Source organism: Ruegeria sp. AF3, from assembly GCF_056536285.1.
In genome coordinates, this window is the sequence record NZ_JBQFJM010000002.1 from 346583 (window position 1) to 371356 (window position 24774).

The 24774-nt window shown below is 61.3% G+C and carries 19 protein-coding genes; 8 read left to right on the forward strand and 11 right to left on the reverse strand.

Translation table 11 applies throughout. The annotated features are described in order from the left end of the window. The first annotated feature begins 144 nt into the window (after positions 1–144). The 3 genes from ACR3FC_RS18205 (at position 145) to ACR3FC_RS18215 (ending at position 5599) form a co-directional block, all read left to right on the forward strand. Positions 145–2184 carry an oxidoreductase gene (locus ACR3FC_RS18205; protein ID WP_480477509.1) on the forward strand — a complete coding sequence of 680 codons (2040 nt, stop codon included), beginning with the start codon at positions 145–147 and terminating at the stop codon, positions 2182–2184. A gap of 73 nt (positions 2185–2257) precedes the next feature. After that, complete coding sequence (locus tag ACR3FC_RS18210; protein ID WP_480477511.1) at positions 2258–4276, forward strand: CocE/NonD family hydrolase; 2019 nt, start codon at positions 2258–2260, stop codon at positions 4274–4276. Positions 4277–4456: 180 nt separating this feature from the next. Beyond that, the gene (locus tag ACR3FC_RS18215) at positions 4457–5599 is read left to right on the forward strand and encodes an amidohydrolase (RefSeq protein ID WP_480477513.1); all 1143 of its coding nucleotides are present in this window, start codon (positions 4457–4459) and stop codon (positions 5597–5599) included. Between the two features lie 88 nt (positions 5600–5687). Here the strand turns inward: ACR3FC_RS18215 and ubiV are convergent, their stop codons facing one another. The 3 genes from ubiV to ubiT are packed head-to-tail and all read right to left on the reverse strand — an operon-like array spanning position 5688 to position 8132. Beyond that, the gene (gene ubiV, locus ACR3FC_RS18220) at positions 5688–6608 is read right to left on the reverse strand and encodes a ubiquinone anaerobic biosynthesis protein UbiV (protein WP_480477515.1); all 921 of its coding nucleotides are present in this window, start codon (positions 6606–6608) and stop codon (positions 5688–5690) included. 4 nt (positions 6609–6612) lie between these two features. Then, positions 6613–7590, reverse strand: coding sequence for a ubiquinone anaerobic biosynthesis protein UbiU (gene ubiU, locus ACR3FC_RS18225; protein WP_480478197.1), 978 nt, complete (start codon positions 7588–7590; stop codon positions 6613–6615). After that, positions 7590–8132: a ubiquinone anaerobic biosynthesis accessory factor UbiT gene (gene ubiT / locus ACR3FC_RS18230; protein WP_480477517.1), complete on the reverse strand. Its 543-nt coding sequence runs from the start codon at positions 8130–8132 to the stop codon at positions 7590–7592. Before ubiT ends, ubiU begins: the two co-directional genes overlap by 1 nt. 136 nt (positions 8133–8268) lie before the next feature. On the opposite strand from ubiT, the gene ACR3FC_RS18235 reads away from it, so the two are divergent. After that, positions 8269–9777, forward strand: coding sequence for a UbiD family decarboxylase (locus ACR3FC_RS18235; RefSeq protein ID WP_480478199.1), 1509 nt, complete (start codon positions 8269–8271; stop codon positions 9775–9777). Further along, entirely contained in the window at positions 9774–10355 is a 582-nt protein-coding gene (locus ACR3FC_RS18240; protein ID WP_480477519.1) for a UbiX family flavin prenyltransferase, read from the forward strand. The genes ACR3FC_RS18235 and ACR3FC_RS18240 overlap by 4 nt, the downstream gene beginning before the upstream one ends. A gap of 117 nt (positions 10356–10472) precedes the next feature. On the opposite strand, the gene ACR3FC_RS18245 is transcribed toward ACR3FC_RS18240, so the two are convergent. From ACR3FC_RS18245 to ACR3FC_RS18280, 8 genes are all read right to left on the reverse strand, one after another. Then, positions 10473–12890 (reverse strand): GcvT family protein, encoded by a 2418-nt coding sequence (locus ACR3FC_RS18245; protein WP_480477521.1) that lies wholly within the window; start codon positions 12888–12890, stop codon positions 10473–10475. A gap of 28 nt (positions 12891–12918) precedes the next feature. Then, positions 12919–14169 (reverse strand): aminotransferase class V-fold PLP-dependent enzyme, encoded by a 1251-nt coding sequence (locus ACR3FC_RS18250; protein ID WP_480477523.1) that lies wholly within the window; start codon positions 14167–14169, stop codon positions 12919–12921. A gap of 310 nt (positions 14170–14479) precedes the next feature. After that, positions 14480–15220, reverse strand: coding sequence for a maleate cis-trans isomerase family protein (locus ACR3FC_RS18255; protein WP_480477525.1), 741 nt, complete (start codon positions 15218–15220; stop codon positions 14480–14482). After that, positions 15217–16284 carry a pyridoxal phosphate-dependent aminotransferase gene (locus ACR3FC_RS18260; RefSeq protein ID WP_480477527.1) on the reverse strand — a complete coding sequence of 356 codons (1068 nt, stop codon included), beginning with the start codon at positions 16282–16284 and terminating at the stop codon, positions 15217–15219. The genes ACR3FC_RS18255 and ACR3FC_RS18260 overlap by 4 nt, the downstream gene beginning before the upstream one ends. After that, the gene (locus tag ACR3FC_RS18265; RefSeq protein WP_480477529.1) at positions 16281–17933 is read right to left on the reverse strand and encodes a hydantoinase B/oxoprolinase family protein; all 1653 of its coding nucleotides are present in this window, start codon (positions 17931–17933) and stop codon (positions 16281–16283) included. The genes ACR3FC_RS18260 and ACR3FC_RS18265 overlap by 4 nt, the downstream gene beginning before the upstream one ends. Beyond that, complete coding sequence (locus ACR3FC_RS18270) at positions 17933–20026, reverse strand: hydantoinase/oxoprolinase family protein (protein ID WP_480477531.1); 2094 nt, start codon at positions 20024–20026, stop codon at positions 17933–17935. The genes ACR3FC_RS18265 and ACR3FC_RS18270 overlap by 1 nt, the downstream gene beginning before the upstream one ends. A 243-nt stretch (positions 20027–20269) precedes the next feature. Beyond that, entirely contained in the window at positions 20270–21370 is a 1101-nt protein-coding gene (locus ACR3FC_RS18275) for a Gfo/Idh/MocA family protein (protein ID WP_480477533.1), read from the reverse strand. Between the two features lie 12 nt (positions 21371–21382). Further along, on the reverse strand, positions 21383–22093 hold the full coding sequence (locus tag ACR3FC_RS18280; protein WP_480477535.1) for a GntR family transcriptional regulator: 711 nt from the start codon (positions 22091–22093) through the stop codon (positions 21383–21385). Positions 22094–22198: 105 nt separating this feature from the next. Here ACR3FC_RS18280 and ACR3FC_RS18285 point away from each other — a divergent pair, with 105 nt between their 5' ends. Genes ACR3FC_RS18285 through ACR3FC_RS18295 form a run of 3 tightly spaced genes read left to right on the forward strand, consistent with a single transcriptional unit; the run spans position 22199 to position 24758 of the window. Beyond that, complete coding sequence (locus tag ACR3FC_RS18285; protein WP_480477537.1) at positions 22199–23353, forward strand: LLM class flavin-dependent oxidoreductase; 1155 nt, start codon at positions 22199–22201, stop codon at positions 23351–23353. Next, positions 23353–24243, forward strand: coding sequence for an aldo/keto reductase (locus ACR3FC_RS18290; protein WP_480477539.1), 891 nt, complete (start codon positions 23353–23355; stop codon positions 24241–24243). Before ACR3FC_RS18285 ends, ACR3FC_RS18290 begins: the two co-directional genes overlap by 1 nt. After that, positions 24243–24758: a flavin reductase family protein gene (locus ACR3FC_RS18295; RefSeq protein ID WP_480477541.1), complete on the forward strand. Its 516-nt coding sequence runs from the start codon at positions 24243–24245 to the stop codon at positions 24756–24758. Before ACR3FC_RS18290 ends, ACR3FC_RS18295 begins: the two co-directional genes overlap by 1 nt. The last annotated feature ends 16 nt before the right edge of the window (positions 24759–24774 follow it).

Below are 24774 nucleotides of genomic sequence, written 5' to 3' on the forward strand. Positions count from 1 at the left end.
ATTGAAAACAAATTTGACTTGGCAATTCCAGTTTGATTTCAATCGGCGAAGACCATCACCTCTTGCCCCCAGATAACCGGAGAGCTGCATGTCATCCGACCCTGTTGCCGCCTTGCGCAATCAAACTGATCACGAGGCGCAATCATGAGCCGCGATGCCTTGCTGCAACCTTATCAGCTAAAACACCTGACGCTGAAAAACCGGATCATGACAACCAGTCATGAACCCGCCTATCCCGAAGGTGGGATGCCGACGGAACGCTATCGTGCCTATCACGAGGTGCGGGCCAAAGCGGGGGTTGCGATGACCATGACGGCGGGGTCGGCCGTTGTCAGCCGCGACAGCCCGCCTGCGTTCAACAATATCCTGGCATACAAGGACGAGGTGGTCCGCTGGATGGCGGAGCTGACGGATGCCTGCCATGCCCATGGCTGTGCGGTGATGATCCAGCTGACCCATTTGGGGCGGCGCACGGGCTGGAACAAGGGTGACTGGCTGCCGTCCCTGTCGCCGTCGCACGACCGGGAACCAGCGCACCGGGCCTTTGCCAAGAAGATGGAAGATTTCGACATCGCGCGGATCGTGACCGATTACGCCGATGCCGCCGAACGGATGCAGGCCGCCGGGCTGGATGGAATTGAATTGCAGGCCTACGGTCATCTGATCGATCAGTTCTGGTCGCCGATGACCAATCGGATGGAGGCGCCCTTTGGAGGCAATCTGGACAACCGGATGCGCTTTGGTTTCATGGTTCTGGACGCAATCCGCGACCGCGTCGGGAGCGATTTCATCATAGGGGTCCGTTACACCGCCGATGAGGTGGAAAAGGGCGGCATAACCGAAGCGGAAGGGCTGGAGATTGCCCGAAGGCTGCGCGACAGCGGTCAGGTCGATTTCCTGAACATCATTCGCGGGCGTATTCATACCGACCCGGCCATGACGGACGTGATCCCGGTTCAGGGCATGAAAAGCGCACCCCATCTGGATTTTGCCGGGCGGGTTCGGGCCGAGGTTGGGATGCCGACCTTTCACGCCGCGCGCATTCCCGATGTGGCGACGGCGCGGCATGCGGTGGCCTCGGGCCTGCTGGACATGGTCGGCATGACCCGCGCGCATATGGCAGATCCGATGATCGTTGCCAAAATCCGGGCTGGACGGGAAGAGGACATCCGGCCCTGTGTCGGTGCCACTTACTGTCTTGACCGCATTTATCAGGCGGGTGAGGCGCTGTGTGTCCACAACCCGGCCACCGGGCGCGAATTGTCGATGCCGCATCTGATCCCCGCCGCTGAAACGCGCCGCCGCGCGGTGATTGTGGGCGCAGGCCCCGGCGGGCTTGAGGCGGCGCGGGTCGCGGCCGAGCGCGGGCATGACGTCACCGTTATTGAGGCCGCCCCCGCACCCGGCGGTCAGGTGCGGCTGACCGCGCAGTCCCCGCGCCGGGCCGAGATGATCGGGATCATCGACTGGCGCATGGCCCAATGCGCCGCACGCGACGTGACATTTTGTTTCAACACCTTTGCGGACGCCGATGCTGTAACTGCGCTTGCGCCGGACATGGTGGTGATCGCAACCGGCGGATTGCCCGAGGTGACGGTTCTGGAGGCGGGTAACGATCTGGCGGTTACTGCCTGGGATATCCTGACCGGTGATGTGCGCCCCGGCGACAATGTCCTTATCTATGACGATGCAGGGGATCACCCGGCCCTGATGGCGGCTGAGGCTATCGCGCAAGCGGGGGGGCGGGTAGAAATCATGACCCGAGACCGCAGTTTTGCCCCCGAAATCATGGGGATGAACCTGGTGCCCTACATGCGCGCCCTGCAAAAGACCGGTGCCGAGTTCACAGTCGCCCGGACGCTGAAATCATTGGTGCGATCAGGCAATCAGCTGGAGGCAGCCATTGGTACGGATTACTCGGACCTGATAGAAAAGCGCCTGTATGATCAGGTGGTTGTCAATCAGGGTGTTTTGCCGCTGGATGATCTGTACTTCGATCTGAAACCGCTGTCGCGAAACTTGGGCGCCGTGGATTATGAAGCGCTGGTCGGCGGGTCCGGCCCCGTGTTTCCGCAATCGGTCCCAGAGGCGGGGTTTGATCTGTACCGGATCGGCGATGCCATTTCATCACGCAACACGCATGCCGCCATTTATGATGCGCTGCGCTTGGGGCTTCGATGGTGAGGCCATTGAAAAACCCCCCGGCCAAGCACGCCACAAACAGCTTTTCACCTGACAGTCAGTCAAAGGACCGGACATGAGCAACACAGAGGTCATCGAAACCGTTTGGATTCCCATGCCGGACGGCGCAAAACTTGCGGCACGGCTTTGGCTGCCCGGCTCGGCCCGAGCAACGCCCGTTCCCTGTGTTTTGGAATACATCCCCTATCGCCGCCGGGATCGCACCCGGATGCGGGATGAAAGCATGCATCCGCATTTCGCCGCTGCAGGCTATGCGTCGATCCGGGTGGACATCCGCGGCTATGGCGACAGCGACGGGATCCCCGAGGATGAGTATTCGCATCAGGAGATTCAGGACGGGCACGACATCATCCAGTGGATTGCCGATCAGGACTGGTGCGACGGAAATGTCGGAATGTTTGGCAAAAGCTGGGGGGCATATAACGCCTTTCAGGTGGCCGCTACCCGCCCGCCTGCGCTGAAGGCGATTGTGCCGGTGATGGGAACGGATGACCGCTGGCGCGAGGATATTCACTTTTACGGCGGCTGTCTGGCCAATGACAATTTCTGGTGGGGCTCGATCATGCAGCTGTACAATGCCATGCCGCCCGACCCTGAGATCGTGGGCGCGGATCGCTGGATCGACATGTGGCGTGCACGGTTGGAGGGGGCTGAATTCTGGCCCGCCATGTGGCTGGAACATCAGACCCATGATGACATGTGGCGGCGCGGCTCGATCTGCGAAAACTATGCGGATGTCGATGTACCGGTGTATTCCTTTGGCGGATGGATGGACCTGTATCGCGACACTCCGTTCCGCATCGCGGAACACCTGAGTGGGCCGGTCAAGATCCTGATGGGCCCCTGGGCGCATCTGTACCCGCAAGAAGGGGTGCCAAGGCCCCGGGTCGATTTCGTCGGCGAGGTGATCCGGTTCTGGGACCATTGGCTGAAGGGGATCGACACCGGCCTGATGGACGAGCCGCCCTTGCGGTTTTTCCTGCAGGACAGTGCCGCCCCGTCCGGAACTCATGTGCACCGCGAGGGGCGGTGGATCCAGGAGCCCAGTTGGCCATCGCCACATGTCAAGGACCAGCCCTTGTGGCTGAATGACGGAACGCTGGACGCCTCCGCCGGGTCGGGCGGGGAGATGTCGGTTTGTTCGCCGCAGAATTTCGGGGCCGCAGCGGGCGACATGTGTTCCTTTGCAATACCCGGAGATATGGCGGCAGATTGCCGGATCGAAGCCGCAGGGGCGCTGCAATTCAAAGCAGAGCCACTTGGAGAGCCGATCGATATTCTGGGCCAGCCCTCGGTAGACCTGACAGTTTCTGCCGATCGGGCGCAGGGTTTTGTTGCGGCCTTGCTGGTGGATGAGGCCCCGGATGGCGCGCAGACATTGATTGCACGCGGGTTCTGCAATCTGACCCACCGGATCAGCGACACTGAACCGACACCGATCACACCCGGCGAAGACATGCACGTGACTGTCCCGCTTTATGGAACCGGTTATCGGGTGTTGGCGGGTCATCGCATCGTTCTGCAAATCGCGTCCGCCTATTGGCCGGTCCTGTGGCCAGCGCCCGAGCCGGTTACGCTGACGATCCAACCCGGCACATCGCGGCTGATCCTGCCCGTGCGCAGCCAGCATGATGACGCGCCAGCCCCACGCCCCTTGCCCGAACCTCGGGGTCCCGACGTCGCCCCGCGGAAGACGAACGTTCGCTCCGGTTCGATGGAGCGTTCGGTCCACACCGATCTGACCAATGGCGAGGTGACACACAGGTATTTCCTTGACGGGGGTGTCTTTGGGCCGGTGGGCGATATTCGCCTCGACGATATCGGCACGGTGCTGAGCGATATGTCGGATCGACGCTATACCATCCAGCCGGATGATCCGTTGTCGGCAGTAGCCACAATGGAGCAAACCGCCGGTTTCGACCGCGAGGGGTGGTCCGCCAAGATCTGGACCTGTTCCGAACAAAGGGCGACTGCGACCGAATTTCACCTGACCGCTCGCCTAAAGGCGTGGTCGGGTGACGACCTGATCTTTGAGGAAGAACAGTCTTTTGTCATCCCCCGCAACGGGATGTAGGCGCAGAATGGTTTACAGACCTGCCGTCTTGTGATGCGTGGGCTGGTGTTCCCCTCGCGGGATCGAAATTGTTCAGGGCTCTCATCCGGGGGCAACGTGCATCAATCGGAACCTATCTTTGAGCGGGATTGCAAAACCCTGTAGCAATGACGAAAGAAAGCAGGACGAAGGAGAGTTGCCTTGACGAGTTTTTCTGAGAACCTGCGCGCCCTGCGGCATGAGTTTCACCGCAACCCCGAGCTTGGCTTTCAGGAGGACTGGACCAAGGCCCGGATCGCCGATCACCTGAGAAGCCTTGGCATCGAAGTGCATGAGGGTGTCGGCGTTGTTGGTGTTCTACGAGCGGGCCATGGCAACCGGTCCATCGGTCTGCGCGCGGATTTCGACGCGCTGCCCATTACCGAAGCCAACAGCTTTGCCTACAAGTCTCGGAACCCGGGCGTGATGCATGCCTGCGGCCATGACGGCCATACGACGATGCTGCTGGGCGCGGCCGAGCTTTTGGCCAGGGATCAGGGCTTTGACGGCACCGTTGTCTTCCTGTTCCAGCCCAACGAGGAGCACGGGCTGGGCGCGCGGGCGATGATTGAGGAAGGCGTCCTGCGGGATTTTCCGATTGACGAAATCTATGGCGCGCACAATCTGCCGGGCGAACCCGTCGGGCGGGTTTCAACCCGCGCCGGTGTCATTTGTTGCAGCGAAAGCCTATTCGAGATCACCATCACCGGTCAGGGCGGCCATGCCTCGATGCCCCATGTCGGGCGCGAGACAATCACGCCCGCAGCAGAGCTTGTTCTGGCCTTGCAAACCATCGTTTCGCGAAAGCTTGCCCCATTGTCTGGCGCGGTCGTTTCCGTGACCGAGTTCATCACCGATGGGCAGCGCAACGTCCTGCCGGGTCGAACAGTGTTGAAAGGGGACGCACGGGCGATGTCCCCCGATGACCGCGCGCGGATTGAAAACCATATGCGGCAGATCGCGGCGGGCCTGGCGGAAAGCCATGGTGTCGCGGTGACGGTGGAAATCCGGACCGAATTCATCGAGGCAATCAACGATGCCGACGCCGCAACCCATGTGGTTTCAGCAGCAAAAACGCTGGGCCTTGAGGTTGACGGCGACCGGACTGCCATGTCGTTTTCCGAGGATTTCGCGGAATTTGCGGCTGCGGTTCCGGGGTGTTTTCTGCTGATCGGCAATGGAACCGAGGGGTCGAATGGCCGCCCCCTGCACGCGGACGATTATGATTTCAACGACGCGCTGCTGCCATTGGGGGCAAACCTGTGGGCCGAACTGGTGCGGCAACGTCTGCCAGTGACCACCTGACTGCGCAGGACGATCCGTGGATGTTTCGGATCGCTTCCTCTGGTCACCTCAAACATTCGCCCACGGATGCCGGACTTTTCCAGAATGATCAGCGTGCCGCTTCGGTGGACACGCGTGCCGAACCCGACCATTCAGCACCGGATGCGCCGGTCAGGAACCCATCGCTTAGCCTTATACCGGGATCGTCCGTGCGCAGGGCATGTTCCAGATCGCCCCGGTCAAGTTGACCATCCAGCCGCTGACGGTAGAGCGCGCAAAGCCTTGGGAACCCCTGAGATTGCGGCGACAGTCGCAGGGCCGAGACGCCCGCGCTTTGCAGCAACTCGATCTGGTGATCCGTGCAGGCATAGCTGTCTGACAGGGTCTGCACACCGTTCATGGCCATGAACGGCTGTCCATCGCCGGTCAGCACATCCAGCCCGTTGGGATCGTTTTCGCAGGCAAACTGGCAATTATCCTTGCTGCGCCCATGCAGGCGCGCATGGTAACACCGGCCGGAGATGGCCAGCGGCAGGCGACCGTGGCCCCAAACCTCGACCGCGACACCCAAACTGGCGGCGGCCTGTGCCAGAACCCTGACCGAGGCGATTGGCAGTTCCGGCGGCAGGCATATGCGACGCGCCCCGCGTGACGCCAGCCATGCAAATGTGCCTTCGTTATAGACATTGATCAGCGGTCCGACATCGAAATCGGTGTTTTCGGGCAGATGCGCCAGCGCGGTCAGGTCGTTGATCTCGACCGTGACCCCCAGATCCGCCAGATCGGCGGTCAGCTTGCGTTCACGCCTGAGCGTCACCAGTGCAAGACTGGTCAGCGCAACCTGTTTGCCAGCCTCAACCAGCCGGGCAATCGCGTCGGGGATCCGGTCCTGATAGAACGGCAGGCGCTTGGAGCAAACCAGCTCACCCAGCACGATGCGGTCGACGGGGGTTTGGGCCAGATCCTCATAAAAGGATGCCCAGTTTTCGGCGGGCCAGAAAAACTGGTTGGGGCCAACGGTCAGTTCCATCGCGCTATCTCCAGGTTTTTTTGTAGGCGCCGGTTGTCATGGACTGCCCTTCGGACAAACGGGCCAGCATCCCTTCGGGCAGAGGGCGCCCGGCCTCAAGCGCGTCGACAGCGGCGCGGAAATTCCGAACCACCTGCGCGACGTAGGATTTCGAACGCTGGCGCCCTTCGATCTTCAGCGCGGTAACACCGGCCTTCTGCAATTGCGGGATCAGCCGTTCCGCGTTCAGGCTGACGGGGTCTTCGAACAGGTGGCCCGTCTTTTCACCTGCGGAAAAGCACCCTTTGCACAATGTCGGATAGGGTGCAGGCTGGTTTCGCTCGACCCGGTGGATCAGGTAGCCACCCAGACGGGTGTTCAACGCGCCCTTGTCGTTCTGGTATTCAACATGGCTGGCGGGCGAACAGACGCCATTCATGTTCGGAGACAGCCCGGTGGCATAAGAGGACAGCGAACAGCGGCCTTCGGCCATCACACAGAGCCCGCCGAACACAAAAACCTCGGTCTCGACTTCTGTTTCGGCGTTGATGGCGGCGATTTCGGGAACCGACAGCACGCGCGGCAGGACTACGCGTTTGACGCCGAAGGTTTCGGCATAGAAGTTGATCACATCGGCGTTTGCGGCTGCGGCCTGCACGGACAGGTGCCTGCGCAGCCCCGGATGGTTGCGCGCGGCATAATCCAGCAACCCTATATCGGCGAGGATCACGGCATCCGCGCCGCAGGTTTCCGCATCGGCCACGGCGCGGTGCCAGATTGCTTCGCTGCCCGCGAGGGGAAACGTGTTGATCGCAACCAGCACCCTGGCCCCGTGGTCATGGGCAAAGGCAACACCCGCGCGCATTTCGGCCCGGTCGAAGTTCAGGCCCGGAAAGTTGCGCGCGTTGGTTTCGTCATTGAAGCCGCAATAGACTGTATGCGCCCCGGCCTTGACGGCTGCGCGCAAGGCGGCGGGCGTTCCTGCCGGGCAGACGATTTCCATCACCATAGTACAGCGTCTTCCGGTCGGGCCAGGTACAGGCCGGTTCGACGTTCCACCAACGCGATGAGCTGCTTGAGCGGGCGCGCAAGCGGGCCGGAGAGGGTTGCGGCCTCGTGCGCGAGGTCCAGTTCCGCGTCGTCGATTGCATTGCGTAGCGCCAGCGCCGCAGCCGTATCGCCCTCGACCACCAGATCACGTGAGAAGAACAGCGCATCGCCGTCAAACGCGCCGTGAACCAGCCCAAGAAGGGCCGCCAGAGGGCCGGAAATACGCGCAACCCCTGTCCCGCCGCGCCGGGTCAGTGTCACCTTTGGGGCACCGCCATTCGGATTCAGCAGCAGGACAACAGGCAAATCCGTCGGATCAAGAACGAAAACTGATCTTCCGTATGCGCCAAGCCGTTGAAACATTTCCGGGTTTTTCTTTGCCAACTGGCGCGTGAAGACCGTCAGCGACAGTGATAAGGGGGCAAGCGGCGCTATCCGAAGCGTGGCCGCCAAAGCCGCCGGGCAGCGCGGTATCGTGTTCTCAGGAACGGGCAATGAGACCTCCTGCTGTCTCAACGTTGTGACCTTGGATGCCTTCCTAGGACGATCGCGGCAGGGGTGACTTGACGGTTGTCAATTCGACCCCTCGCTTTCGTTGCTAGAGGGTGGACACCACCGTCGGAGCAACCCCATTCGCACCCTGCCGCAATATCCCAGCCTTCGGCATTTTCTGAAATGGTGCGAGGACACCGGACAGTTCAGGCGCATCCCTGATCCGGTTTCCGTACGCCATCAGATGACCGCTGTTCACCGCGCCGTGCTTGAGGCGGGCGGACCGGTTCTGCAATTTGACCACCCGACTGACCTGCCCACTGATCGGCTCGATACCCCCGTCGTCGTCAACCTGTTCGGAACAGCGGAACGGGTCGCTGCCGGGCTGGGTGTCACACCCGCCGGGCTGGACGATCTGGGGGCCTTTCTGGCGGCGCTGCGAGCCCCGACGCCGCCGGACGGAGTGCGGGACGCGCTGGCCAGATGGCCGATGCTGAAGGCGGCCCTGTCGACCCGACCGAAACTGGTCAGAACCGCCCCGGTGCAAAGCCTCTGCCACAGCGGAGCGGATGTGGACCTGACCGCGCTGCCAATCCAGACCCACTGGCCCGGCGATGCGGGGCCGCTGATCACGTGGCCCGTGGTTCTTACCCGGCCCTACGGCAGCGATGCAAACGCGGCGCAAGGCTATAACGCGGGGGTTTACCGTGTTCAGGTGCTGGACCGGAATCGTGTCATCATGCGCTGGCTGCCTCATCGCGGCGGCGCGGCGCATCACAGAAGCTGGGCGAGGTGCGCCGAAAAGATGCCCGTCGCCATTGTGCTGGGCGCAAACCCCGCGACTTTGTTATCGGCGGCCTTGCCCTTGCCAGAAACGGTATCCGAGCTGACATTTGCCGGTGCCCTGAACCAGAAGCGCCCACATCTGATCCCGGCCAGAACTATCCCCATGTTGGTCCCTGCTGACGCTGAGATTGTTCTGGAAGGTTGGGTTTCACCAAGCGAGACCGCCCCCGAGGGGCCTTTTGGGGATCACACCGGCTATTACAACCCGGCTGAACCCTTTCCGGTGATGCAGGTCAGCGCTGTCACCCATCGGGACGCGCCGCTGTATCTTTCGACCTATACCGGGCGGCCACCGGACGAGCCGTCAATCATTGGCGAGGTATTCAACCGTCTGGCCCTGCCGACCATCCGCGCGCAGATCCCCGAAATCCACGATCTTTGGCTACCGCCCGCCGCCTGTTCCTATCGCATGGCAATCGTTGCCATCGACAAACGGTATCCGGGGCAGGCCCGGCGCGTGATGATGGCCCTGTGGGGAATGCTGCCGCAATTCAGCTATACGAAAATGATCATCGCGGTCGATGCCGATATCGATCCCCGAAACTGGGAGGATATTGCTTGGGCGCTTGCCACTCGCATGGACCCGGGCCGGGACGTGATGGTGCTGGACAGGACACCTATGGATTATCTGGATTTTGCATCACCCGAACCCGGTCTGGCCGGAAAAATCGGCATCGACGCCACGACGAAACTGGGCAGTGAAACGCTGCGGGAATGGGGGACTGTGATGCACACTGCGGATGGAGATCACGCCTTTGCGGAAGACCTTGTAAACCGATTGATGCCGGAGCTGAGAGCATGACAAACGCCCGTGTTGTTTTGGGGGTATCCGGTGCGTCAGGCGCGGCGTTGAGCCTTGCCGTGGCCCGGTGCCTGGCGTCATCGGATATCGAGGCCGATCTTGTGGTCAGCGCAGCCGGGATGCGGACCCTTGCGCAGGAATGCGGCCCGGACGCTTTGCAAAACCTGCGGCAACTGGTGACGCGGCATCACCCGAGCGCCGATATCGGTGCCAGCATTGCGTCCGGATCGGTTCCGGTATCCGGCATGATCGTTGCGCCCTGTTCCATGCGAACACTTGCCGCGATTGCGCATGGGCTGGACGATAACCTGCTGACGCGCGCCGCCAGTGTTCAGCTCAAGGAACGCAGGCCGTTGGTTTTACTGACACGCGAAGCGCCGCTGACGCTGGCCCATTTGCGCAACATGACGGCGGCGGCAGAAATGGGGGCCATCATCCTGCCCCCGGTTCCTGCGTTTTATCTGAAGCCTGACACCCTGATGGATATCGTGTCCCAGGTCGCTGCACGCGCGGTGGACTGCCTGCGCATTTGTGACCCGGTGGCGCAGCAATGGCGCCCGCAATGCGCAGGTGAGTGAGTTCGGACGCCTCCGGCGGGAGTATTTGGAAAAAGATGAAGTCGCCTGAAGTGCCGAGACGAGACATCTTTTGGAGCGTCTTATTGGCCTTGCCTGCCTGTAGACGGGTTTTGAGCGTTAACACCGCAGTCTGGCGCCTGTCGGGTCAAACGGTGCCTCGGCCAGTAGGCGCGCCTTGTGCGGTTTGCCGATGACCTGAATGACCACCTCTTCGCCCGGCTGTGCCGTGTTTGGGTTGCGGAACCCCAGCGCCAGCGATTTCCCGACCGAATAGCCGTATGCCCCCGAGGTGACACGACCCACGGGCGTGCCATCGGGGGTAAAGATCGGCTCACCCCCGGTTGCGTCGGCATCTTCGGTCACATCCAGTTCGAAGACGGACAGCACCTCGCGCGCGGGGTTGTCCTTGACGGACAGATAGGCGTCTTTGTGCAGGAAATCCTTGTCCAGCTTGATCAGACCCGCCAGCCCGACCTCTTGCGGCCAGTATTCCTGAGAATACTCTCGACCCCACGAGCCATAGCCCTTTTCGATCCGCAGCGCCCCCAGCGCGCGCCCGCCCACCGGACCGCCACCACAGTCTTTGGCGGCCTCAAGCAGGGCGGTGTAGAGCGCCACCTGATCCCCCTCGGCGCAGTGCAGTTCCCAGCCCAGATCGCCGGTAAAGCTGACCCGGATGGCCACGCATTCGACGCCAGCGACCGTGATTTTCTGCGACCGCATGAAGCGGAACGCCTCGTTCGACAGATCGGCATTGGTCAGGCGTGCCAACGCTTCGCGTGACCTGGGGCCTGCGATGTTGAACCCTGCGATGCGGTCGGTGGCGACCTCAAGCGTGGTGCCCTTGGGCATATCGACCATGTTGAAGAAGCGCTGATGATAGCGTTCGGCCATGCCGGACCCGACCATCATGTATTCATCCTCGGCCAGCTTGGTGATAGTGAAATCGCCCGCCACACCACCGCGAACCGAGATCAGCGGCGTCAGGCAGCTGCGCCCCACTTCGGCAGGCACCCGATTGGCCACCAGACGGTCCAGCCAGTCATGGGCACCAGGGCCCTTGATCACGTAATTGGCGAAGTTCGAGATGTCGATCACGCCCACGCTGTCGCGCAGCATCTGCACCTCACGGCCTACGGGCTTCCACCAGTTCTGGCGGGTAAAGCCAATGGTCTCTTCCACCTCGGGTTCATCGGCGAACCAGAGCGGATGTTCCCAGCCGCAATTGAGGCCAAAGACGCAGCCCATCTGCTTCTGCATCTCATAGGCGGGGCGCACACGGGCCGGGCGGCCTGCGCTGCGTTCTTCGTTAGGGAAATGGATCTTGAAGCGGTGGGTGTAGGCATCCTGAACGCGGGCCTTGGTGAATTTCTTGTCGGCCCAGTCGCCAAAGCGGGCCAGATCCCAGGCGAACATGTCATATTGCGGCTCGCCCTCGATCATCCATTGCGCCGCCAGCAGACCCAACCCACCGGATTGCGAGAAACCGGGGATCAAACCACCGCAGAGGAAATAGTTCTTCAGCTCGGGCACCGGCCCCCAGAGCATGTTGGCGTCGGGCGACCAGATCATCGGCCCGTTGATCACGCGTTTCACCCCGGCTGTGGCCGCGACCGGCACGCGTTCGGTGGCGCGGATCACGTTTTCCATGATCCGGTCGAGATCGTCGGGGAACAGATCATGGGCAAAATCCAGCGGCGTGCCGTCTTCGGCCCAGAATTTCATGTCTTTCTCATAAGCCCCGATCAGCAGGCCGTTGCCTTCCTGCCGGAAGTAGTATTCGCCGTCGCGGTCAGCGATCGAGGGCAGACGGCGCACCAGGCTGGCGACCTCGTCGATGCTTTCGGTCACGAAATACTGATGCTCGGTCGGTTGCAGCGGCAGGGTCAGACCCGCCAGCGCCGCCACCTCGCGCCCCCAGAGACCGGCGGCGTTGACAACCCACTGGGTGTGAATATCGCCTTTGGGCGTGCGCACGATCCAGCTGCCGTCGGGCTGTTGTTCGGTTCCTGTCACCGGGCAGAACCGTTCGATGGCGGCCCCCATGGCGCGGGCCCCGGCGGCATAGGCGTGCGGCACGCCCGACGGGTCGACATTGCCGCCATCGGGTTCGTACATGATGCAGCGGATGTCATCGAACTGCGCCAGCGGATGCAGTTCCTTGGCTTCTTCACGGCTGACTTCGTAGAAGTTCAGACCATAGAACCGGGCCTTGGCCTCTTGCAGGCGCAGCTGGTGCTCACGCTCTTCGGTCTGGGCCAGATAGAGCGAGCCGGGCTGGAATACGCCGCAGCTTTGGCCGGTTTCCTGTTCCAGCTGTTTATACAGATTCATCGTATAGTGCTGGATGCGGGTGATGTTGTTGTTATCGTGCAGCCCGTGAATATTCGCCGCTGCGTGCCAGGTCGAACCGGAGGTCAACTCGTTCCGTTCCAGCAGGACAACGTCGGTCCAGCCAAGTTTGGCCAGATGGTACAGGATCGAACAGCCGGCAAGGCCCCCTCCGATCACGACAGCTTGTGCATGGGTTTTCATGAGTGCTTGTCCCTTGGTCCGCCGCAGCTCAGGCGGCGATTTCTTTCATGACAGCCAGAAATTTGGCGACTTCGCCGATTGAGTTGTAGTGGCACATCGAGACCCGGACGCAGGCGTCATAACCCAGCGGCGTCAATATGTTGCCAGAATAGTGGTCGGCCTTGCGCAAATGGGTGCGAATACCTTCATCGTTCAGCCGTTTGACGACATCCGCCGAGGCCACGCCCTGTACGCGCAGCGACACCAGCCCTTCGCGTGCGGGGTTGTCGGCACCGCCCAGAATGGTGACCTTCTCCATCTCGGCCAGACCGCTCAGGTTGCCGGTGCCGTGGATCATCGCGTCGGTCAGTGCCTTTTCCTGCGCGTGAATGGCGTCACCCGCTGCCAGAAATCTGGCACGCCGGTCGGTGGCGTCGCTGACCTGACTGCCAAGCCATTCGAAATAAGACACAACGTCGGACATGGTCGCATAAGCCCCGGTGTCGCGCGTGCCCATTTCCCAGTTATCTGCCGGGCCGTCCAAAAGGGCATTGTGTTCAAGCCGCGTCAGCCGGTCGGAAATCCACGCCACGCCGTAGCCATGGCGCGAAAACACCTTGTAGGGCGAGATCACGTAGCCGTCGACGTCATACGCGCTGAGATCGATCCGGCCATGGGCGGCGTGCTGGATGCCATCGACAATTATGAAACAATCTGGCGCCACGGCGCGGATCGCTTGTGAAACTGCGGCCACATCAACGCCCATGCCCGTCACGGGTGAGGTGTGCAGGATTGTCGCCACTTTGGTGTCGGGTGTAACAGCTGCGGCATAGGCCCCGGCTGTCACGGTGCCGGTGTTGTCATCGTGGGGCACCAGCACATGGGTCTGCCCGGCAATACGGGCCCAGCGATCACAGGCTGAGCGTGTGGCGGGGTGTTCCAGTGTCGACCCCAGCACAATCCCCGGACCGGTTCCGAGACAGGCGTTCATGATCAGCCGGAACAGAAGTTCTGTGCCGCTTTCACCCACAAAGAACTGACCACCGGGTGCATTCATGAAATCCCGCATATCGGCCTTGGCCGCGTTGATCGTGGAAACCAGAGCATGAGACCCCGGATTGTCACGCCCCTGATTGTCGGGAATTGCGGCGTGACGCGCCGAGCTGTCCAGCACGGATTTCAGTGTCAAAGCCCCACCGGCGTTTTCGAAAAATATCCGCTCGCCCTGTTCGGGGCAGTGATCGATCTGGGCAAAACGGTTGCGGATCTGGTTCAGCAGGTTTTCCGAAATTTGACTCATGAAAAGCGGCACCTTTGTGTTTTGTGAACGTATGATGTTTCAGACAAGCCTAAGATGGTTTCCCCGCAGGGCTGGCCAAATCTCCCGTAACCGTGCGGATGGTTCAACATGTGCTTCATTCCCGAGCGGCCCTTATTCCGACTATGGCGTCGAGGGCGCGGTATCTTGTTCTTTTGCGACGTAAATACAGTCACGTCTGCGACACGGCGTGTTGAGTAGGCCAGAATACCCGCCCCATGTGTCGGGGCGAACCTGCCTTTGAGGCAGGCAGCCATCCGACGTGGGTTCCATGCTTTTGCCTGATCCGCGGCTATAGCAGATCAAACAACCGCCCCGGAACATTTCTGTGCCTTGGCAGGTCAAGCGCCCGCATTAGGGCAAACATCATGGCCTGATTGGACGTCACAACAGGTTTATCAAGGGCCGCTTCGATCCGGTCTATGGCCTCGACCGCGCGCATGTCGGTGCAGCTGAGTATGATGGCTTCGGCCTTTGGGTGGTCGGCCTGCATGGCAAGGTCTAAAACCTCGTCCGGGGTCAGTTCTCCCTGCCCGTAATTGCCCAGCTCGCGGCCGATATCGGCGCATTTCACCGTTGTGATCTGGTTTTGCGTCAGAAAATCCATGGCCTGCGTGTTGATCTCGCCCAGATAGGGTGAAGAAAAACCGACGCTGGACACGCCGAGCGCATGGATCGCACCAACCAGCGCCCCTGCGGCGGTAATACACACGGCGCCCGACGCAGCCCTGATGTCCTGCGCCAGCTGGTGATCAAAGGACGGGCCATGGGTCAGCGTGGCCGAGGTACAGCCATAGAGCACCACATCGGGCCGAACGCCCGAGATCATCTTGAGGTCATGGCTGATATCCGAGGCCCCCAGACCCGCCATCTGATCCGAGCCGGGGATCTCATCCACGTCATAGCCACCCATTCGCTGAAAATGCACCGTCGTGTCCGGGCAGCGCATCAGCATCATGTCAGCTTCGAGATTGGTGTTGGTAAAGGGCACCAGCACCCCGATTTTGGCCCGTGTCCGGGTTTCAAAGGTCATGACGTCACCTCTTTCAGAACAGTCAGGCAGCGCTCCATCACTGCCGTGTCACAGATCGTGGCGCGCAGGCAATCCGCGAGGCAATAGCCGCCCATTCCGCGCATGAGCAAACCCGCTTTGCGCAACGCTGCATCCGCTTTTTGCGCGGTGGCGGCATCGGCAAATCGGATCAGGACAAAATTGGTGTGGCTGTGCGGAACAGATAATCCCAGCGCCCGGCACCCGTCGGCAAAGCGATCCCGGATGGCGGCGGTTCTGGCAACCGTGTTGCGCATGTGGGGCTGATCTTGCACCGCTGCCGTTGCCATGGCCTGAGAGGGGGTCGATACGTTGTTGGGGTTGAGCAGTTTTCGCAGCTCAATCGCGACCTCAGACGGGAACAGACCCCAACCCACGCGCGCGCCCGCCAGACCGTAAGCCTTTGAGAAGGTGCGTATGACCACAGTATCCCCACGTGCGACGAGGGCAAAGATTTCAGCCGGGTCGTGGTCGCGATCAGCGAATTCTGCATAGGCCTGATCGACCACCAGCAGCACGTCCTCGGGCAATGTGTCGCGCAGGCGGATGATCTCGGCATTCGGGATCAGGGTGCCGGTCGGGTTGCCGGGGTTGCAGACAAAGACGATCCGGGTATCTGGTGTAACAGCCGCCAGAATGTCGTCGACCGAGACGGTCAGATCAACCTCGCGCGCTTTCACATAGTCTGCACGCACCTGCGCCGTCGCTGATGCCACATAGGCATAGCCGTAATCCGTGCCCAATACATGGTCGCCCGGCCCTGAATAGGCGCGGATAAGGCAGCCGATCAACTCCATCGATCCGGCACCGCACAGGATGTTGTCGGCTGGCACCCCGTGCACCTGAGCGATGGCGGCGCGTAGGTCCGACCAGTCGGGATCGGGATAAAGCGGCATCCGGTGCAATGCCACCTTCCCCGCCGCAATTGCGGCAGGGCTGACCGGGAAAGCGCTTTCATTCTGGGCTAGAGATACAGTGTCCGGCCCGCCCAGATCGGCCAGCGCATAGGCCGCCATGGCACGAATGTGATCAACCGCGCGGATCATGAGGCACTCCCATAGGCTTTGGCCCCTTCTTCCGTGACCAGACCGCGCCTGAGGTCCAGCGCCAGCGCCTTTGGGTCGCGCGCGGCCGGATCGCCAAAGCCGCCGCCACCGGGCGTGTCGAAGATCAGGTAATCGCCGCTTTCCACGCGTAGCTCGCCCTTGCCCGGAATGTCGCCGCCGCCATCGCGGAACCGGATACGTCCCGGCGCGCCGGCCAGGCCGCCCATGCGGCCCAGAGCGGGGAATTTCAGACGTTCGACCGACAGGAAGACGATGAAGGGGGCATCGTTGGCGGACGTCATCTCGATCCGCTGCCCCAATCCGCCCCTGAACTGGCCTGCGCCGCCCGAGTCGGGCAACAATTCGCGTCGCCACATGATCACCGGTGCGACACTTTCGGTTATTTCGACCTGCGAGCCGAACACCCCCGAAGGGTAGGCTGTCGCAGACAGGCCATCCGCATGGGGTCGCGCCCCGGTGCCGCCGTTGTGAACGGGTTCGATGGCAAATTCACGCCCGCCATTCGCCGCCACTTCGGGCGCGTGGCGCATTGGCAGATCGAACATGCACGAGGCCCCTTCGGCGGGCACCTGATCGGGCAGCGCCTGATGCAGGCAGCCCAGAACCAGATCCGGTGTAACCTGCCCCAGCGTATGCCGCATGGCCACAGGCACCGGATGCTGGGCGTTCAGGATGCAACCTTTGGGGCCGTCCACCGTGAAAGGTTCCAGCGAGCCCGCGTTGTTCGGGATATCCGGTCCAACGATGCAACGCAGGGCAAACACCGTATAGGCGGTCGCATAGTTCAAAGGCACGTTGATGCCCTTCTTCGAACACCCTGACGTGCCCGTGAAATCGACATGCATCCCTTCTTTGGTCACAGTGAGCGTTGCGTGCAGCTCCAGCTCTGCCTCATAACCGTCCATGCGCAGCACGTTTTTGTAAACGCCCTCGGGCACCTCGGCGATGGCCTGCAACGCACCTTTACGCGAGGTGTCGATGATATAGGTGCCAAGCCTGTCCAGATCATCGATCCCGAACTCCTCCATCATCGCAACAAGGCGGTTCACCCCGGCCTCGCAACAGGCGATCAGGGCGTAGATGTCGCCCTCATTCGCCACAGGCTCGCGCGAGTTGGCGCGGATGATTTCCATCAGCAGCGCATTGGGCGTTCCGGCCTCGACCAGTTTGCAAGGCGGGATCAGCAGGCCTTCGTCATAGATGTCCGAGCCTTCAGGCCCCATGCCAAGACCACCCAAATCCACCAGATGCGAGGTGCAGGAGGTAAAGCCCACCACCCTGCCGTCCTTGAACGCGGGCATCATCAGCAGGAAGTCGTTCAGATGCCCCGAGGCCAGCCATGGGTCGTTCGTCATGTAGATGTCGCCGGGGCGCATGTCCTGTACCGCGAAACGGGCGCGCAGGTGCAGCACGGCCTCGGCCATGGTGTTGATATGGCCCGGTGTTCCGGTCACGGCCTGCGTCAGCATCCGGCCATTCACGTCGAATATCCCGGCGGAAATGTCACCGCATTCACGCACGATGGGCGAAAAAGCTGCGCGGATCAGGGTCTGGCCCTGTTCTTCGACCACAGCCAGCAGACGGTTCCACATCACTTGCAGGCGGGCGGGGGACAGATCAGCGGTCATCATGCGCCTCCTTTCTGGTCCTGTATCAGGACAAGGTTGCCGATTGCGTCCATCTGGGCCGAGAAATCGGCGGAAACGAGTGTGGTTGTTTGTGGTTCATGGATCAGCGCGGGGCCTGCCACATGGTCACCGGGGCGCATATCGGCGCGGGCGAGAAAGGCGGCCTGTTTTACCGTGCCATCCAGATCACAGGTGATGGGGCGCGTCTGCGTGACCTGAAATGTGGTTTTGCCCGGCGTTTCCAACACCGTAGGCACCGCTTTGTCCGGGGTGGCAACGCGAACGGCCCAGTTGAGAACCTCGATCTTCATCCCCGGCACAGGACGTGAGAATTGTTTGCGGTATTCTTCTTCGAATGCGGCTGTCAGCGGGGCGATATCCGGGCGTGTCAGGGCGCGGTCCGGCAACGTAATCTCGATCTCATGCCCTTGCCCGCTATAGCGCATAAAGGCGGTGCGCAGGGTTTCGGTGGGTGCATCCCCTGCCCCTTGGGCGACGACCTCTTTTGCTTCGGCAATCATCGTATCGAACAGGGCGTTCACCCCGTCCATGTCCATGCTGTCGAGCAGAGAATAGCGCGAGCGGACGATTTCGAAGGATACCGGGGCAAACAGGAACCCAACCGCCGAACCGACACCGGGATTGGGTGGGATCACGATACGCGACACCCCGGCGGACCGGGCGACGCGGGTGGCATGCAGCGGCCCGTTGCCACCAAAGGCAATCATGGTGCGCGGGCCAAGGTCCTTGCCGCTTTCAACCGCGTGCATCCGCCCGGCGCTGGCCATGCTTTCGACAACGATGCGGCTGACCCCATCTGCCGCACCTGTTGCATCCAGCCCCAGTTTTTCCCCGATCACACGTCTCAGGGCGGCCTTTGCGCCATCGGGGTCAAGCTGGATATGCCCCTCGGCAAAGGTGTCGGGTACGATATAGCCCAGAGTGATGTCGCTGTCGGTCACGGTCGGATCGGTTCCGTCGCGCATAAAGGCGACCGGTCCGGGTTCCGAGCCTGCCGATTTCGGCCCGACCGTCAGACGCCCGAGACGGTCCACACCCGCGATCGAACCGCCGCCAGCGCCGATTTCAATCATCTCGATCACCGGAATGCGCACCGGCATTCCCGACCCTTTGATGAACCGTGCCGCGCGGGCGATTTCGAATGAGCGCGATGTCTGGGGGCGTGCCTTGTCGATCAGACAGAGCTTGGCGGTGGTGCCGCCGACGTCAAACGACAGGACCTGATCCAACCCGGCACGCGCGGCGATGCGGGCGGCCAGAATGGCCCCTCCGGCGGGGCCGGATTCCACCAGACGAATGGGGAAACGCGTGGCGGTGCCGATCGTGCACATACCGCCGCCTGCGGTCATCATAAGGATCGGACAGGTTACACCCTCGGCCCTGAACTGATCCGCGAACCGGGTCAGATAGCTTTCCATCAGAGGCTGAATATAGGCGTTGGCCACTGTGGTGCAGAGCCGGTCAAACTCTCGCGCTTCGGGGCTGACATCGGACGAGATCGAGACGGTCAAACCGGGGCGGCATCGCGCCAGACGATCGCGCAAACGCCGTTCGTGGGTCGGGTTGGCGTAGGAGTGCATCAGGCAGATGGCCACCGCCTCGGCCCCGCTGGCGTCAATCTCGGCCAGCAACCGGTCTACTTGCCCTTCATCCAGTTCAATCAGCACCTTGCCTTCTGCCGACATGCGTTCGCGTATGGTCAGCGAGCGTTCGCGCGGCACCAGCGTATCCGGCTTTTCAAGGTTAATGTCGTATTGGGAATACCGACGCTCGTACCCGATATCGAGAATATCGCGGAACCCTTCGGTGCAGACCGTGGTCACGACCGCCCCGCGCCGTTCGATCAGCGCGTTGGTCGCCAGAGTGGTTCCGTGAATAAATCCGGTGACATCATTCAGCGACCGGCCAGCCTGCGCCATGACGCGCCGTGCGCCCTCCAGTGCGCCTTCTGCCGGGTTCCGGTGGGTGGTCAGGGTTTTGGTAGAGGCCAGTATCGTCTCATCACCCGAGACGAGGACCGTGTCGGTAAAAGTGCCGCCAATATCGATGGCGAGGCGCAGAGCGGTTGTCATGAGGTATTCCGTTGTCGTCTGAAAGCAGGCAGGCAGAACGGCCCCGCAGGGCGGTTACCGGCGCGTCGTGACCAGATCACAGCCGGTCGCACGGCGATCCAGACGGGTGGGAATACACTGACAGGTCATACAGTTTTGTCCCCTACTGTGCCCCGCTTCACTAGCTGGTTTACGACAGATTGGCCCGCAAGCGACACATTTGTCACCGCAGAGGGTTCTGCCCTGAACCTGCCTGGGGTCAGTCTAAGGGTGCTTTAGGTGAACCGTTTCGCCGGTTTGCAGGGCCTGCTGCGCCGCCAATCCCATTCGCACCGCCCACAAACCGTCATGCACTGTCACATCCGGTTCGGCCTTGTGCCCGCGCACCAGATCCAGAAACCCCCTGTGCTGATAATAGGTCGAGCCGTTGTGGTCACCGACAGCCAGCAAGCGGGGATCGACAGGGATATCGTGCGATATTGGCCCCTTGGGGTCCCGCGGGCTGACGATGACCTGCGGCACGGGCGGCGATCCCAGATGGTCGGGCCAGAACCGTCCCGGCCCCGGCACCAGAGCCTCGATCTTGGCGTTGGGCCCGATGGCCGAAATCTCTTCCTGATAGCGGGCGCCTTCGGCGAACATGCACAGCTCGAGCATCGCGCGCGCGCCATTGGCGAAATCGACCAGAACATAGCCATGATCCAGTATATCGGGTGTTTCGCCCCCGTAGGTTTCGTCCAGATGGTTCACCGCCTGCCCGCCGCTTGCGGTGATCCGCACCGGGTCGGATTGCAGGATCAGCCGCATCAGATCGAAGAAGTGGCAGCATTTTTCAACAAAGGTGCCGCCGGTGTTGCGGTTGAACCGGTTCCAGTCGCCAACTTTGCGCAGAAACGGAAAGCGATGTTCCCGGATCGACAGCATCCGAACCCCGCCAGTGTCCCCGATCTTGTCGATCAGGGTCGCGATGGGCGGCATATAGCGGTATTCCATTGCGACCCAGATCGGGTGTGGATAGTCGCGCTGAACCTTCGCTAGCCTTGCGGCGTCCTGGGGGTTGGTGAACAGGGGCTTTTCCACCAATAGCGGCAAGGGGCGCGTTTGCGCGATTTCACAGATCTGGTCGACATGCAGGTGATTTGGGCTGGCTATGACAAGGCAGTCCAGGTCTTCGATATCCAACACCTCTTGCACCGAGCGTGCCAGAACCGCACCCGGCGCAATCGCCCGCGCGGCGTTTGCCATCCCGGGATCGGGTTCGAATATCGCCGCAACACGCGTGCCGTCCAGCAGGGCGATGTTGTGCAGGTGTTCCTGCCCCATCATGCCACATCCGATCAGCCCGTAATTGATGGTCCGGGTCATGCGCGTTTCCTTTTACTTCAGACGTTGGACATAGGTGGCCCGGTCCGGGTCGAACCAGGTCTTGGAAAATTCGACAGGTTCGGCCTTGTCCGACCAGCTGAACCGTTCGATATAGCCCACCGTTTCACCGGCGGCTTTGGTGAACGCCGCGGGCGTCCAATCGGGCAGCTGGCCAATCGATACGCGATCTTCGGCCCGTGATATCCAGAAACCCAGCTGGTGCTGATAATAGCGGTAGAGCGAGTCCGACAGCAGGCTTCGCTTGATCAGGCCGGCTGATTCGTCCAGCCAAATTTCCTCGACCGCGATGATTGTGTCATTCAGATAGCGCATCCGACGTACGCGCGATCCGGTGTCCGAGGTGCCAAAATCCGGCAGATCGGAAGGTTTCTTCAGATGATCGACGGACAGGATATCCGCACGCGGCAACCCGCCCCCTTGGGGCAGTTCCAGCCGGAACATCGCGTAGACGCTGTTCTGAGTTCCGGTCTCGCGGATGTAATTTCCTGACCCCTGAATACGCTCCAACATGCCTTTTTTCTCAAGCTCTGCGAGAGATTTTCGCAGCGTGCCGACCGACACGTTCAGCTCGGCCGCCATGTCGCGTTCTGGGGGCAGACGCTCACCATCGATCAAGCGGCCCGCAGCGACATCGCGGATCAGCAGCTCGGCAATCTGAACGTAGATAGGCAGGGCATTGGGGTTTCGGGTGTTGGGGGGCATTTCAGGCGCTTCATTCGGTCGCAGGAAAAATTGATACACTATTGATCTACATCAATGTGATTGCTACGCAAGAGGAAAGTAAAAGATGCACGGAGCGTGAATCAAATGACCATCGTCCCCATCACATCCCCTGATCTGGATGCGGCCGAGGTTTCGTGGTTCGCCGCCTTATGTTCGGACGATTATCAGTTCCTGGGTGTGCCCGATGGTGATCTGCGGTCCAGCTGGGAGCATTGCTCGGCCATCGTGAAAGAGGCCGAGGCACAGGGGTTCCGCAACATCCTGTGCCCGTCATCGTATCAGGTTGGGCAGGACACGCTGAGCTTTGTCGCCGGGTGTGCGCCGATCACGCAGAAGATCAACCTTTTGGCCGCCGTGCGCTGCGGCGAGATGCAGCCGATCATGCTGGCCCGCACGATCGCGACTTTGGATCACATGTTGAAGGGGCGGCTGACCGTCAACATCATTTCATCCGATTTTCCCGGCGAAAAGGCCGACAGTGCCTATCGTTATCAACGGTCGCGCGAAGTGGTCGAGATCCTGAAACAGGCCTGGACGCAGGAGGAGATCAACCATGCGGGCGAGGTCTACAACTTTACAGGTCTGACAACGGACCCGGCGCGGCCCTATCAGACTGGCGGGCCGCTGCTGTATTTCGGCGGTTATTCGCCCTCGGCGCTGGAGCTGTGCGGCGAGCATTGCGATGTGTACCTGATGTGGCCGGAAACCAAGGATCAACTGGCCGAGCGGATGAAAGCTGTTCATGCAGTGGCCGAAAATTATGACCGTACGCTCGACTATGGCTTGCGGGTTCACATGATCGTTCGCGATACCGAAGCCGAGGCGCAGGAATACGCGGATTACATCGTTTCAAAACTGGATGACGACTATGGCCGCGCGATCCGCGAACGGGCGTTGGATGCAACGTCGCTTGGCGTAGCGCATCAGGCCAGGAATCGTGATCTGGCGGATGAATATGGCTATGTGGAACCCGGTTTGTGGACCGGCGTCGGCCGCGCCCGCTCGGGCTGTGGTGCGGCACTGGTTGGATCAACCGATCAGGTCATGTCAAAGATCGAAGATTACCGGAAGATGGGCATTCGCGCGTTCATCTTCTCAGGCTATCCGCACATGGATGAGGCCAAGCATTTCGGTGCTCGTGTGATGCCGCATCTGAAAACCTGCTCGCTTCCCGAAGCCTACGGGCGTGTGCCCAAGACACCCCCGGCCACACCGCTGGGCAACGGAGTGCGCCGCTGATGCAACGTGTGAAACTATCCGACACACTGGAAATGAGCCGCCTTGTCTATGGCATGTGGCGGCTGGGTGACGATAGCGACACCTCGGCAGGGCATGTCGAGGCCAAGATTCAGGCCTGTCTTGATCAGGGCATCACCACCTTCGATCAGGCCGATATTTATGGTGGTTACGCGGCCGAAGCCGTTCTGGGCAACGCCTTGCGCGCCAATCCCGGCCTGCGCCAGAACATGGAGATCGTCACCAAATGTGACATCGTCGCGCCTGTGGGGCGGCATTCCGATGCGAAGGTCAAATACTATGACACCTCGCGCGCGCATATCCTGAAATCCATCGACATGTCCCTGTCGGAAATGGCCATCGACCACATCGATCTGCTGCTGATCCACCGTCCTGATCCGTTCATGGACCACCACGAAACCGGGGCTGCGCTGGATGAGGCTGTCGCCAGTGGCAAGGTGGGCGCGGTTGGTGTTTCGAACTTCCGCCCGTGGGACTGGACCCTGCTGCAATCGGCGATGAAAACCCGGCTGGTCACCAACCAGATCGAGATCTCACTGGGCGCGATCGCCCCTTTCACCAATGGCGATCTGGCGTTTCACCAGCAGCATGGGCACCACCTTATGGCGTGGTCGCCGCTGGGGGGTGGGCTGCTGATGGCCGGAAACCCGCCCGTCGGGGTTGTCGCTGATGAAATCGCGGAGGAGTTCGGTGTAGACCGGGCCGCTGTGGCCGTCGCCTTCCTGCTGGCTCATCCGGCGGGCATTCTGCCGGTTCTGGGCACCAACAACCTGAACCGTATCAAACGCATCTCAAACGCGTTGAACGTCACCATAGATCGCGAAACCTGGTTCCGCCTGTACGAGGCGGCGCTGGGGCATGAGGTAGCATGATGAACGCAATCTCAAGGAACATGACCCACACCTTTGTGCCACATAAGGACGACACCCGGACCCTGCGGGATGCTTTTGGTCGGTTTGCAACCGGCGTTACCATCGTGACATGCGACAGCGGTGATGGCCCTATCTGCATCACGGCCAACAGCTTTTCGTCACTGTCGCTGGACCCGCCACTGATCATGTGGGCCGGCGACCGCAACTCGCGCCGGTTCCCTTATTTTCGCGCGGCACGGCATTTCACGGTGCATGTGTTATCGTCGGCGCAGGCCGAGCTGTGTTTTGGATGCTCGAAAGATGCCCATGCCCTGCGCGACATCCGGCATGAGCGCTGTGCAAACGGCACCCCGCTGCTGTCGGATTGTCTGGCACGTTTCGAATGCGAACAACATGCCTATCACGACGCGGGCGATCACGTGATCGTGGTGGGCAAAGTCCTGAAGGCCAGCATGAGCGACGGCGACGCGCTGACGTTCTACGCCGGGAAAATGGGCCAATTCGCGCAGCACTAAGCGCGATCTGACGACC

Excerpts from the sequence above, each read along its gene's own strand:
- ACR3FC_RS18250 (WP_480477523.1), bottom strand. The coding sequence starts at position 14,169 with ATGAGTCAAATTTCGGAAAACCTGCTGAACCAGATCCGCAACCGTTTT.
- ACR3FC_RS18245 (WP_480477521.1), bottom strand. The coding sequence starts at position 12,890 with ATGAAAACCCATGCACAAGCTGTCGTGATCGGAGGGGGCCTTGCCGGC.
- ACR3FC_RS18255 (WP_480477525.1), bottom strand. The coding sequence starts at position 15,220 with ATGACCTTTGAAACCCGGACACGGGCCAAAATCGGGGTGCTGGTGCCC.
- ACR3FC_RS18205 (WP_480477509.1), top strand. The coding sequence starts at position 145 with ATGAGCCGCGATGCCTTGCTGCAACCTTATCAGCTAAAACACCTGACG.
- ACR3FC_RS18275 (WP_480477533.1), bottom strand. The coding sequence starts at position 21,370 with ATGACCCGGACCATCAATTACGGGCTGATCGGATGTGGCATGATGGGG.
- ubiV (WP_480477515.1), bottom strand. The coding sequence starts at position 6,608 with ATGGAACTGACCGTTGGCCCCAACCAGTTTTTCTGGCCCGCCGAAAAC.
- ACR3FC_RS18270 (WP_480477531.1), bottom strand. The coding sequence starts at position 20,026 with ATGACAACCGCTCTGCGCCTCGCCATCGATATTGGCGGCACTTTTACC.
- ACR3FC_RS18295 (WP_480477541.1), top strand. The coding sequence starts at position 24,243 with ATGAACGCAATCTCAAGGAACATGACCCACACCTTTGTGCCACATAAG.
- ubiU (WP_480478197.1), bottom strand. The coding sequence starts at position 7,590 with ATGGAAATCGTCTGCCCGGCAGGAACGCCCGCCGCCTTGCGCGCAGCC.
- ACR3FC_RS18280 (WP_480477535.1), bottom strand. The coding sequence starts at position 22,093 with ATGCCCCCCAACACCCGAAACCCCAATGCCCTGCCTATCTACGTTCAG.
- ACR3FC_RS18290 (WP_480477539.1), top strand. The coding sequence starts at position 23,353 with ATGCAACGTGTGAAACTATCCGACACACTGGAAATGAGCCGCCTTGTC.
- ACR3FC_RS18260 (WP_480477527.1), bottom strand. The coding sequence starts at position 16,284 with ATGATCCGCGCGGTTGATCACATTCGTGCCATGGCGGCCTATGCGCTG.
- ACR3FC_RS18210 (WP_480477511.1), top strand. The coding sequence starts at position 2,258 with ATGAGCAACACAGAGGTCATCGAAACCGTTTGGATTCCCATGCCGGAC.
- ACR3FC_RS18265 (WP_480477529.1), bottom strand. The coding sequence starts at position 17,933 with ATGACCGCTGATCTGTCCCCCGCCCGCCTGCAAGTGATGTGGAACCGT.
- ACR3FC_RS18240 (WP_480477519.1), top strand. The coding sequence starts at position 9,774 with ATGACAAACGCCCGTGTTGTTTTGGGGGTATCCGGTGCGTCAGGCGCG.
- ACR3FC_RS18285 (WP_480477537.1), top strand. The coding sequence starts at position 22,199 with ATGACCATCGTCCCCATCACATCCCCTGATCTGGATGCGGCCGAGGTT.